The sequence below is a fragment of the Methyloferula stellata AR4 genome (assembly GCF_000385335.1).
GTDB classification, from domain to species: Bacteria; Pseudomonadota; Alphaproteobacteria; order Rhizobiales; family Beijerinckiaceae; genus Methyloferula; species Methyloferula stellata.
This window is the reverse complement of the sequence record NZ_ARWA01000001.1, coordinates 2241959-2253963: the sequence shown is the minus strand read 5'-3', so window position 1 is coordinate 2253963 and position 12005 is coordinate 2241959. Positions and strand designations below refer to the sequence as shown.

The window sequence follows — 12005 nt, the reverse complement described above, 5'->3', positions numbered from 1 at the left end:
TCATCCGGGAAAGTGGGCCCGACTTTTCGGAAAAAATAGTCTTTGAAACAAAGGCTTGAGCAACGCGCTTGAAGTTGCGATTCAGCGCGGAAAGGCGCGATCCCAGGACGTCCGAACCCGCTTCCAGACGAGCTTTGTCGAAGTCGCGGCGCGCGGCCGAAACCCGCGCGGGCTCGCCGCATCGACCTCGATTCCATTGCCGCGCCACGTAAAGTTGCGGCCCATCCAAGCCGCGACCCATAGCGCCGGAATCATGCCGTCGCGCAAAGGAAGCGCCAACGCGAGAGAAGGGTTGATCGGCCAGCGACAGAGCTTCGCCAAGATGATCTCGGGCGCGTACCACGCCAAAATATAGAGAAGAACGGCGAGCGGTACCGAAAAACCCGCCGTATAGGCCGCAAGCGCCAAAGCCAGAAGCGGCACCGCAGCTCCGGTCAGAATTTCCGGGACGAACTCCATCGGGAACGTCACGCGCCGCAACCGCGCCCAGCGCAATTGCCGCGACCACACATCCTTGACGCTTCTTTCGCCGAGTGGCTGCGACGAAGGCATGGCAAGGCGTGCCTTCAGGCCCCGCCGGCGCACCATTTTGGTCGAGGCCGCGTCTTCGGCCGGTTCATCCGCGAGCTCCATGAAGCCGCTCTCCAATTCGGAGCGGCGGAAAAACAGGGTCTTGCCTTGCGCGAAGCCCATCGCAAAAGCATCCGCCGCATATTGCCAGCGCGCCTCATAGGTATTGAGGAAGGCGCATTCGAGATGCGCCCAGAACCCGCGCGGCGAAAGCCCGATCGGCGGCGCCGAGACGACGCCTGTATCGTCGCGCAGCGCATGAATCAGGCTCTGCAAAAAGTCGGGGGCGAGAAGGACATTGCTGTCGATAAAGGCGATCCGGTCGAAGCGTGCCGTCTGCCAGCCGCGCACCATATTGTTCAGCTTTGGATTGATGCTGATCTTCTCGTCGCCGATGATGAGCTGGCTCGGCACCTCGGGATAGGTGCGCATGGCCGCTCTCACCCAAGGGATGATCGGATCCGATGGATCGGCGACGCAAAAAAGCAGTTCGTAGGACGGATAGCTCAACGTGAAAGAACTGCGCAGCGTGTCGCCCGAAAAACTCTCGAGCCCGCACAGCGGCCGGACCAGGCTGATCGCTGGAAACGTGTCCACCTTCTCCAAGGCCAGAGCGTCGCGCCGGCCGCGCGACGGACGACAACGCAGCCAGGCCAGAAAGGCCGTCAAATATTGGAGGAAGAGCAGAAGCCCCGCGACTGCGAGCATGATGATCGTAAAGGTCATGTCGTCCGATATACTCGACCAATATCCGAAGTGACTGCTGTCAGGGCGCCGCGCGTTTCGAGGACTCGCGGGCCGCCCCTCATCATGAACGCTTTAGCTACAAAAATCTAATTCCTCACCTTGCCGAAGGTTTCATCGAAACCATAGCCCGCGCCGCGGACGGTACGGATCGGATCTTCCTCATCCGGCTGTGACAGAGCCTTGCGCAACCGTCCGACATGAACATCGACGGTTCGCTCGTCGATTTCGGCCGCGTGGCCCCAGACACTGTCGAGCAATTGTGCCCGCGAGAAAATCTGCCCAGGCCGCTCCATGAGACATTCGAGAAGGCGAAATTCCGTCGGGCCGATGTGAAGCGAGCGGCCGCCGCGGCGCACCCGCCACGTGCCGCGATCAAGCTCCAAATCGCCGATCGAAAGCAAAGGCGCGATCCGCGCCGGATGCACCCGTCGCAACAAGGCGCGCACCCGCGCCAAAAGCTCCGGCACAGAAAAGGGCTTTACCACATAGTCATCCGCCCCGACGGAGAGGCCGCGCACGCGTTCGCCCTCTTCGCCGCGTGCGGTCAGCATAATGACCGGCAGCGATCTCGTGCTTTCCCGCGCGCGCAGGCGGCGGCAGATTTCGAGCCCCGAAACGCCCGGCAGCATCCAGTCGAGGATGACGAGATCGGGCGGCGCTTCGCTCAGGCGCAGTTCCGCGTCGTCGCCACGTTCGACGCATTCGACGTCGAAACCCTGGGCTTCGAGATTATAGGTGAGAAGCAGACCGAGCGCTGCCTCATCCTCGACCACAAGGACGCGCGGCGCGCCCCCGGACGAAATCCCGCGCGTTTGCCGGGTGCGAGTATCATTCATGCCGAAGTCACTTTCCAAGCTGAGACAGGCGCAGAGGGCGATAAGACCGACGCATGAGACGCGTTAAAGGACCCGAGCATTTTCATTCCGTCATTCATCCGCCCACCCCCTTGCGGGCGAGCACGCGCGCTGCGATGGAAAGACAAAGAACAGCGGCGGTGACAATCAGCGCGCCTGACCAGGCCAGTTGCTGCCAGTCCGCATAGGGGCTCAACGCAAACTGGAAAATAATGACCGGCAGGCTGGCCATGGGCGCGTTGAGGTTGGAGCTGAAGAATTGATTGTTCAGCGCCGTGAAAAGCAAGGGCGCCGTCTCGCCGCTGGCGCGGGCGATCGCCAGGAGGATACCGGTCACGAGGCCGGCGCTCGCGGCCTTATAGGCGATCTTGGTGATCACATGAAAACGCGGCAGGCCAAGCGCCGTCGCCGCCTCCCGCATCTGCGCGGGGACGAGCAGCAGCATGTCTTCGGTTGTCCGCACGACGACCGGTATCACGATGATCGCAAGGGCGACGGCGCCGGCGATGCCGGAGAAATGGCCCATTTTCGAGACCATGATCTCGTAAACGAAAAGGCCAATGACGATCGAAGGCGCGCTGAGCAGGATGTCGTTGATGAAGCGCACGATAAAGGTCAGTTTCGTGCCGCGGCCATATTCGGCCATGTAGGTGCCGGCCAGCATGCCCAACGGCGTCCCTATGGCGACACCGAGGAAGGTCATGATGAGACTGCCATAAATGGCATTGAGGAGACCGCCCTTGCTTCCGGGTGGCGGGGTCATCTGCGTGAAGAGATCGAGCGAGAAGCCTCGCACGCCCTTCCCGACAAGGGCGATGAGGATCAGCAATAGAAAACCAAGCCCGAAGGCCGCCGCTGCATAGCAAAGGCCGATCGAGAAGAAATTGAGACGCCGGCGCTGCGCGTAACGGGACATGGTTCAAACGCCCTTTTTCTGTTCGATGCGCAAGAGCAAGAACCGCGAGATCGCCAAGACGATGAAGGTAATGATGAACAGAATGAAGCCAAGTTCGATCAAAGCCGACGTGTAAAGGTCGCCGACGGCCTCGGTGAATTCATTGGCGATCGACGCCGAGATCGTCGTTCCGGGGGCCAGTATGGATCCGGAGATTCGATGCGCATTGCCGATAACGAAAGTGACCGCCATGGTTTCGCCGAGCGCGCGCCCAAGACCGAGCATGATCCCGCCGATCACGCCAACGCCCGTGTAAGGCAGCACCACGTTCCGCGAGACTTCCCAGGTGGTGCAGCCGAGGCCATAGCCCGCCTCTTTCAAGACCGGCGGCACCGTCTCGAAAACATCGCGCGAGATCGAGGTGATGAACGGAAGCACCATAATGGCCAGAACGAAGCCGGCCGTCAGAATGCCGATTCCATAAGGCGGCCCGGCGAAAAGCGTCGACAGGATCGGGATGTTGCCGAAAAGCGAAATGAGGGCTGGCTGGACATACTGCTGCAGGAAGGGCGCAAGAATGAAAAGGCCCCAGAGGCCGTAAATGATCGAGGGAATCGCAGCGAGTAGTTCGATCGCAACGCCGATCGGCCGCCGCAGCGATTGCGGGCAAAGTTCGGTCAGGAAAATCGCGCTTCCGATGCCGACAGGGACGGCAATGAGCATGGCGATAAGTGATGTGACAACGGTACCGTAGATCGGGGCCAGCGCGCCGAATTTATCGGTGACCGGGTTCCAAACCTCGGTGACGAAAAAACCAAAGCCGAAGGCCTGGAACGCAGGAAGCGAACCATAGGCCAGCGCAATCATGACGCCGCCGAGAAGGGCCAAGACGAGCATGACCGCAGAAAATGTGCAACGCCGGAAAAGCCCATCGCTCAGCCGGAATCGGGTGAAAACCCGAGCACGCTTATGCTCTTTGTCGAGCTGCATCGTATAGGTGTCGATGGTGAGGTCAGCCAAACTACGGTCCGTATATCAGAGAAGAACGAAGGAACGGCAGGATATCAAATTAAGGGTCCACATCGTCCTCAGAGAAGCAAGCCGCGGAGACGCATGTCCGCGGCTTGCCGCTTTCAAGACCTTATTAATTCAGCAAGGGCTTGCCGTCGCTGCCCTTGAGGTCGGCCGCCCAGGTCTTTTTCACCAGAGCGACGACATTGTCGGGAAGCGGGATGTAGTCAAGCTCTTCAGCCATCTTGTCGCCCTTCGCATAGGCCCAACTGAAGAACTTGAGCGCTTCAGTGGCGGCGGCGAGGTCCTGCGGCTTCTTTTGCATCAGGATGAAGGTCGCAGCCGTGATCGGCCAAGAGGCCGCGCCGGGCTGATCCGTGAGGATCTGGTAGAAGCCGGGCGCATTGGCCCAATCCGCGTTGGCGGCGGCGGCTTGGAAGGACGCCATGGTCGGCTCGACGTTCTTGCCTTCCTTGTTGACCAAGCCGGTATAGGTCAGCTTGTTTTGCTTCGCATAGGCGAATTCGACATAGCCGATCGAGCCCTTGGTCTGCATCACATTATTGGCGACGCCTTCGTTGCCCTTGGCGCCGATGCCAGCCGGCCATTCAACCGAGGTATTCTCGCCGACCTTGGCTTTCCAATCCGCCGACACTTTGGACAGATAATTGGTGAAATTGAAGGTCGTGCCCGAACCGTCCGAGCGATGCACGACGGCGATCGCAGCCGACGGCAATTTGGCGCTGGGATTGAGCTTCTTGATCGCCGGGTCATCCCAGGTCTTGATTTCGCCGAGGAAGATCTTGGCGAGCATCGGACCGTCGAGCACGAGTTCGCCAGGTGCGATGCCGTCGATGTTGACGACGGGCACGATGCCGCCCATGACCATCGGCCATTGAACCAGATTGCTGGCCGCGAGCTCGTCGCCCTTCAATGGCGCATCGCTGGCGCCGAAGGTCACCGTCTGGGCCTTGATCTGCTTGATACCACCGCCCGAGCCGATCGATTGATAATTGAGGCCGTTGCCCGTTTCCTTTTTATAGGCATCTGCCCATTTGGCGTAGATCGGATAAGGGAAAGTCGCGCCAGCCCCTGTAATATCAGCGGCTTGCGCAATCGCGCTCACGCCCATGGCGAGCGCCAGAACAGCGGTTCTCAAAAAACGTGTTGATTGCATGTGATGCCTCTTCGGCTGTTGAACGGATCGAGCTGGACGGATGAAACAGCGCAAGCGATGCGGCAATGGGGCCCGACCCATTCAACGGTGCTACTATAGGGTAGTGACAGTTCAATGACAGATTGTTGTCAGTAAAATAGCTGTCAAAAGCCCGGTTCAAGCGGGGCGGCCCCAGGCGACCACGGGCTTGCGTTTCCGAAGCCGGCCGGCCGGCCCCAGAACAGTATGGATATTCCCGAAGAACTGGGCCGCGCTGCGCTTCCAGGTGAAGGTCGTGGCATGCGCCCGGCACAACTCGCGCGGGATTTCGAGAGCGGCCAACGCCGCCCGCTGCAGATCGTGATCGAGCACCCCCGCTTTCGATTCCCCGATCACGTCGAGCGGGCCCATCACCGGATAGGCGGCGACCGGCAGGCCGGAGGCAAGCGCTTCGAGAAGAACGATGCCGAACGTATCCGTCAGACTCGGAAACACGAAGACATCCGAGGAGGCATAGGTCCGCGCCAGCTCTTCGCCCTGCTGCGGCCCCATGAAATGGGCTTCCGGAAAAGCCGCCTTCAACTGTCCAAGCATGGGGCCGTCTCCGACCACGACTTTCGAGCCCGGCAGTTCCAGGCGCAGGAAGGCCTCGACATTTTTCTCGACGGCGATCCGCCCGACAAACAGGAAAATCGGCCGCGGCAGATCCAAAACCTGCTCGGCACGCGGCCGGAACAGCGTTTCATCGACGCCCCGCGACCAGTGCAAAAGCCTTTTGAAACCTTGCTTTATGAGATTTCTTTCAAGGCTCGGAGAACTCACCATCGTGCCCGCGCCGGCATTGTGAAAGCGCCGCAAGAAGGCATAGCTGAGCCACACGGGCACCGGCGCGCGCGCCGCCAGATATTCCGGAAAGCGGGTGTGGTAGGAGGTGCTGAACGGCAAGCCGGCACGCAGGCAACAGCGCCGCGTGGCAAGCCCGATCGGCCCTTCCGTCGCGATATGGATGAAGTCCGGCTGGACATGCGTGATGGCCGCCGCCGCGGCCGAGGCGGTGGCCAGAGCGAGCCTGATTTCGCCATAGCCCGGCAAAGGCAAAGTGCGGAAGCTCTGCGGCGTCAGGAAATGGACTTCCATATCGAAGGAAGCCGCATGCGCAGCAATCGCCTCAAGCGAACGCACAACCCCATTGACCTGAGGGTGCCATGCGTCCGTCGCGATCAGAAGTCGGCTCACGCGGCGGAGGCCTCCGCCTGGGGTGCGAGCATCGCGGCGCGTTCGACGAAGGCCAATTGCCGCAATTCGTCGGCCCAGCGGATGATTTCGTAGCTGCCGTCGTGGTTCTCGACGAGAGCCGTGCAGCTTTCCACCCAATCGCCGGTATTCATGTAACTGACGCCGAAATCATGGTGGATCGTGGCGTGATGGATATGGCCGCAGACGACGCCCTGCACATCGAGCCGGCGCGCTTCGTTCGACAGAAGCTCCTCGAACCGGCCGATATGATTGACCGCCTTCTTCACCTTATATTTGGCCCAGGACGACAAGGACCAATAAGCGAGCCCCATCCGCCGCCGCACGATGTTGAGATATCGGTTGATCGCCAGAGCCAGGGTGTAGGCGCCGTCACCGATATAGGCGAGCCAAGGGGCATGCCGCACGACGAGGTCGAAGTGATCGCCATGGATGATCAACAGCCGGTTGCCGTCGAGTCCGTCATGGATCGCCGTGCCCATGATCTCGATGCCGCCGAAGTTATCCCCGACATAATCGCGGGCAAACTCATCGTGATTGCCGGGGATATAGACGACTCTTGTGCCCTTGCGCGCGCGCTTTAAAAGCTTCTGCACGACATTGTTGTGGGTCTGCGGCCAATACCAGCTCGACCTCAACCGCCAGCCATCGATGATATCGCCGACGAGATAGATCGTATCGGCTTCATAATGCTTCAGAAATCCGAGCAGCATTTCTGCCTGACATCCCTTGGTTCCAAGGTGGATGTCGGATAAAAACATGGTTCGAACACTGACGACGTCGCGATCTTTTTTCGCCAAGTCGGTTGTCCTTAATAGAGAAGTTTTTCCCTCATGGACGATTCCATTGTCATTTTCATGACGGTTCGCCCACACACGACGCCGCAAGCAGATGACGACTCGCAAATCGTACGTCCATCCGCACGAACCAGTGGCGCAATCTCGGCATGTGGGGCGACATCAACGGCGTTCGGGATAAGGTAACATTACCGACCCCCTCTTGGCGCGTCTCACGTCGAAATCCAATGGTATTCGATCTACTCAATAAGATGACGTATGATCGAGCGCGCGCAAATTCAAACTTTCGGGAATAGTGCGCTCTCGACGAGGCCGCAGACGATATGCGCCGCGGTGATATGCAACTGCTGGATGATGGGCGTGCGATCGGAAGGCGCGTTTAGGAGGAGCTCGCAATGATCCGCCATGACGCCGCCCTTGGCTCCCGTGAAACCGACCGTGCGGAGGCCCTTCGCTTGCGCGGCTTTGAAGGCCGCGAGAATATTCGGCGAGCGCCCGGACGTCGAAATACCGACGAACACGTCCCCGGCCTGACCGATGCCCGCGACCTGACGTGAGAAAATCTGTTCGTAGCCGTAATCGTTCCCGATCGCAGTCATCACTGATGTGTCGGTCGTCAGAGCAAGCCCGGCCAGAGGCGCGCGATCGTAGTTGAGGCGCGACACGAATTCGCCGGCAATATGCTGCGCGTCGGAAGCGCTCCCGCCATTGCCTGCGAAGAGCACTTTGCCCCCCTGCCGCAGGCTCGCGATGATGGCATCGGAGATCGCGTCTATCTGACCGATGAAGCTTGCCGATTTCGCGGCCGCCCCCAAGGCGGCCAGAGATTCATCAAGTTCGGCGGCGATGAATTTCGAAGATGTTTCCACCAATCTTGGCTCCCGCGCGGTGAAATGGACCGTCTGTCAATTCGATGCGCGGCCTGCCGGCCGTAGGATCGGCCCAGCGTCCCGGCGCTGAAGCTCCGCATCTATCAATTTAGTTACCACATCATGCATGAAAGTCTGCGCCTGCCACCCGAGCACCATCTTTGCCCTTTGCGGGTTGCCGACGCTGAAATGGAGATCGGTCGGGCGCAAGAGATCTTTTTTCAAGACGACATGTTTGCGCCAATCGAGGCCGAGGCGCTCGAACGCCGTCGCAACAAACGCCTCGAGCGTGTAAGACTGCCCCGTTGCGATCACATAATCTCCGGGCTGGTCCTGCTGAAGCATGGCCCACATGGCCTCGACATATTCTGGCGCCCATCCCCAATCGCGCGAGATATTGAGATTCCCGAGATTGAGCTCGGACGCCTTGCCGGACGCAATATCGATCGCACCATGCACAACTTTTTGCGTCACGAAGCGCAAAGGACGCAAGGGCGATTCATGATTGAACAAAATGCCCGAGCACGCGAACAAGTCATATGAATTTCGATAGTTGGCGACAAGCCAATGTGCGGCGGCCTTGGCGACGCCATAAGGGCTTGCCGGCCGGAACGAGGTCATTTCGTCGGCGGGCAACGAACCCGTATCGCCGAAACATTCGCTTGAAGATGCAAAATAGAGCCGGATGGGACGCCGTAAAAACCGCACGGCTTCCAGAATATTGAGCGTTCCGTTCAAACTGCTGTCGATCGTTTCGACCGGCTGTTCGAACGACAATCCGACGGAGGACTGCGCCGCCAGATTGTAAATCTCGCTCGGATTCGCGTTCGAGATCGTTTGAAGGACGCTGCGAAAATCATTCAGCGCGGTCGAATGCAAAACCACATTTTGGTAAGTGCCAAGCGCCTTCAGGTTGGAAAAGCCCGTCAGCTCTTTGTCTCGGGACGTGCCATGGACTTCATAGCCATGCTTGAGGAGCATCTGGCTCAAATAGCCGCCGTCCTGGCCCGAAACGCCGAAAATGAGAGCAACTTTCCCGCGTTCAGACATAGCCTCGTGTCCTATGGTGGTGTCGTGATATTACCAGACAGATCGGCACAAGGGCCGATTTAAATCCAAGCTCGTATGTTTCTGAGAGGCATTTGCTCATCACCAAGCTTATGCCGGCTAGCCCGATCTTTGACCGCGGAGCGCATTAAGCGAAGCCGCGCTTTTTCATGACGACGAGATCATTGGCGACCATTTCCGCGACAAGCTCCTGGAATGTTGTCTGATGTTTCCAGCCGAGTTTGGTAAAGGCCTTGGTCGGATCGCCGATCAGAAGATCGACCTCCGTCGGCCGGAAATAGCGCTTGTCGATCTCCACGACGACTTTGCCGCTCTTCATGTCGATGCCATGCTCATCGGCGCCTTCGCCCTTCCAGGCGATCTCGCGCCCGACTTCCTTGAAGGCGAGCTCGGTGAATTCGCGCACCGAATGGGTTTCGCCGGTCGCCAGAACATAATCGTCCGGCTCCGCCTGCTGCACGATGCGCCACATGCCCTCGACATAATCGCGCGCATGGCCCCAGTCGCGCTTGGCATCGAGATTGCCGAGAAAGAGCTTCTCCTGCAGGCCCAACTCGATCGCCGCCACCGCCCGGGTGATCTTGCGCGTGACGAAAGTCTCCGCCCGCGTCGGGCCTTCGTGATTGAACAAAATGCCGTTCGAGGCATGCATGCCGTAGGCCTCGCGGTAATTGACCGTGATCCAATAGGCATAGAGTTTCGCCACGCCATAGGGCGAGCGCGGATAGAAAGGCGTGGTCTCGTTCTGCGGCACGGCCTGCACCTTGCCGTAGAGTTCCGAGGTCGAGGCCTGATAGAAGCGGCATGTCTTCTCCATGCCGAGAATGCGGATGGCTTCCAATAGGCGCAAGGTGCCGAGCCCGTCGGCATTGGCCGTATATTCCGGCGTCTCGAAGCTGACGAGCACATGGCTTTGTGCGGCGAGATTATAGATCTCGTCGGGCTTCACCTCCTGGATCAGGCGGATGAGATTGGTCGAATCCGTCACATCGCCATAATGCAGAAAGAAACGCAGATCGGGCGTATGCGGATCCTGGTAGAGATGATCGACGCGATCGGTATTGATAAGCGACGCGCGCCGCTTCACGCCGTGAACGATATAGCCCTTCGCGATCAGCAATTCGGCGAGATAAGCGCCATCCTGGCCGGTGACACCGGTGATCAATGCGACTTTCGGAGCGCTCATTTCGCTCTATGTCCTTATCTGTTGGCAACCGCCTGCGTGGCATGAATATCTATAAAAAGTGCAAGTACGATGCAAATGAGTGAAATGCTTCAAAGAGCGCGAGCCCTACGCCGCATCACGAAGGCGGGACGTCTGGCACAGTAAATTCGTAGTCAGCTTCTTTGATAAGCTTTAGGAGCCGCTCAGTGGCATCAGCCCAGCTCAACACCGCGATAGTGGGCGCGGAGCGAGGACTTTTGAGTGCCTCGAGGACACGTCCCGCAAGAGTTTCAGCGTTCACAGGATCGAAATAAGAACAGGAGGATCCGCCAATCTCACGAAAGACCGGGATATCGCTTGCGATTACCGGCGTACCAAAATGCGCTGCTTCAACGAGAGGCAAACCGAATCCCTCTGCCAATGAGGCTTGGATTAGCGCGGTCGCATGGTGATAAAGATAGGTTAGATCAGCATCGCTACACGTCTCAAACCAAAACAGCTTGCGACCGAACTCCGGATGCCGCTGTATGCGGTCGCAGAGAGCATTAACAAGCCAGCCTCGTTTCCCGACGATCACACAACATGCGTCGCCGCCCAGTTTCCAAATTTGCTCGAAAGCGGCGAGTACTGTGACGTGGTTCTTGCGCGGTTCAAGCGTGCCCACCAATAGGAAAAATGATCCCCTCCCTCCGAGAGCTACAACATGTTCCGATGGAGTACTTTCGGCATTCGAATCGAAATCGGCTCCCAGATGAAACCACCCGACTCGAAGATTCGATTTGTGCGATAATTTTCTACTCGAGATGTACTGACTGACGTCAAGGGCAACGCTTCGCGAAATAGTCGCAACGGCCGAGAAATAGGGAAGACTCATCTCAAACCAATTTTGAAAAGCTTTGCTGGCCTCTGGAACGAAAAGGCCTGGATATAGTAATGGAATGATATCGTAGTAAAACCCAATAATAACTCCTTTACGTCGAACGACTTCATCCAAGATTGGTGGATACTCGTTGGCATGGTTCCAACTTGTATCAAGCAATAACAATCGATCTCCAGACTTGATTTCGATATTGTCCGGTAAATCTGGGTGCCTGAAATAAGAACGTAATTGACCATCTTCGATGATGACCGGGAGCGCCCACCCACTCTTGATCGAGGCTTTAGCGACCTCCCTAACCACACGCTGAATGCCGGTCTTTGCATCATGGCGATGGGTACTGGTCACATCAATGAACAGTCTTGGCTCACCGCTCCATTCGACGCGCTGCCGATTCGGCGAGGGCCGCGGAAGCGGCACCCCACACGTTGATCGAGTTGATTGGAGAAATGGGGACGCAATGTGCTTGAGAACTCGCGTCACCGTCCAATATAGCTGCATCATGTGAAGATGCAAAAAATCGATAGCTGGGTATACTCGACGACTTCTCAGCTCAGCTTGCAAGAAGGCAATTTCGTTGAGCAGAAATTCAATCTGATATGATGTGAATGTGCGATTTGGCTCTACCGAAGATGATGTGCCTGCACGTACATCACTCTCATGAATCCTTTCCATTACGTCGGTCCCGATTTAAAGTTAGGATTGATCTGCAGCCGACAGCGAGAGCACGATCCTCTTGCAC

The 12005-nt window shown here is 58.1% G+C and carries 11 protein-coding genes; all 11 read right to left on the bottom strand.

Annotated elements, in window-relative coordinates:
* Window positions 1–81: 81 nt before the first annotated feature.
* Window positions 82–1296 (bottom strand): ceramide glucosyltransferase, encoded by a 1215-nt coding sequence (locus A3OQ_RS0111010; protein WP_020175446.1) that lies wholly within the window; start codon window positions 1294–1296, stop codon window positions 82–84.
* Between the two features lie 107 nt (window positions 1297–1403).
* The gene (gene phoB, locus A3OQ_RS0111005) at window positions 1404–2153 is read right to left on the bottom strand and encodes a phosphate regulon transcriptional regulator PhoB (RefSeq protein WP_020175445.1); all 750 of its coding nucleotides are present in this window, start codon (window positions 2151–2153) and stop codon (window positions 1404–1406) included.
* Between the two features lie 94 nt (window positions 2154–2247).
* On the bottom strand, window positions 2248–3087 hold the full coding sequence (pstA, locus tag A3OQ_RS0111000) for a phosphate ABC transporter permease PstA (RefSeq protein ID WP_020175444.1): 840 nt from the start codon (window positions 3085–3087) through the stop codon (window positions 2248–2250).
* Between the two features lie 3 nt (window positions 3088–3090).
* A complete protein-coding gene (pstC, locus tag A3OQ_RS0110995; RefSeq protein WP_020175443.1) occupies window positions 3091–4086 on the bottom strand; it encodes a phosphate ABC transporter permease subunit PstC in 996 nt (331 codons plus the stop codon).
* Between the two features lie 124 nt (window positions 4087–4210).
* Window positions 4211–5254 carry a phosphate ABC transporter substrate-binding protein PstS gene (gene pstS, locus A3OQ_RS0110990; protein WP_020175442.1) on the bottom strand — a complete coding sequence of 348 codons (1044 nt, stop codon included), beginning with the start codon at window positions 5252–5254 and terminating at the stop codon, window positions 4211–4213.
* Window positions 5255–5410: 156 nt separating this feature from the next.
* Window positions 5411–6469: a glycosyltransferase family 4 protein gene (locus A3OQ_RS0110985; protein WP_020175441.1), complete on the bottom strand. Its 1059-nt coding sequence runs from the start codon at window positions 6467–6469 to the stop codon at window positions 5411–5413.
* Window positions 6466–7287 carry a UDP-2,3-diacylglucosamine diphosphatase gene (locus A3OQ_RS0110980; protein ID WP_020175440.1) on the bottom strand — a complete coding sequence of 274 codons (822 nt, stop codon included), beginning with the start codon at window positions 7285–7287 and terminating at the stop codon, window positions 6466–6468. The genes A3OQ_RS0110985 and A3OQ_RS0110980 overlap by 4 nt, the downstream gene beginning before the upstream one ends.
* Before the next feature lie 275 nt (window positions 7288–7562).
* Window positions 7563–8153: a D-sedoheptulose 7-phosphate isomerase gene (locus A3OQ_RS0110975; RefSeq protein ID WP_020175439.1), complete on the bottom strand. Its 591-nt coding sequence runs from the start codon at window positions 8151–8153 to the stop codon at window positions 7563–7565.
* Between the two features lie 36 nt (window positions 8154–8189).
* Window positions 8190–9203 (bottom strand): GDP-mannose 4,6-dehydratase, encoded by a 1014-nt coding sequence (locus A3OQ_RS22090; RefSeq protein WP_020175438.1) that lies wholly within the window; start codon window positions 9201–9203, stop codon window positions 8190–8192.
* Window positions 9204–9348: 145 nt separating this feature from the next.
* Window positions 9349–10407: a GDP-mannose 4,6-dehydratase gene (gmd, locus tag A3OQ_RS0110965; protein WP_020175437.1), complete on the bottom strand. Its 1059-nt coding sequence runs from the start codon at window positions 10405–10407 to the stop codon at window positions 9349–9351.
* 115 nt (window positions 10408–10522) lie between these two features.
* A complete protein-coding gene (locus A3OQ_RS22085) occupies window positions 10523–11938 on the bottom strand; it encodes a glycosyltransferase family 4 protein (RefSeq protein ID WP_083931568.1) in 1416 nt (471 codons plus the stop codon).
* Window positions 11939–12005 lie beyond the last annotated feature (67 nt).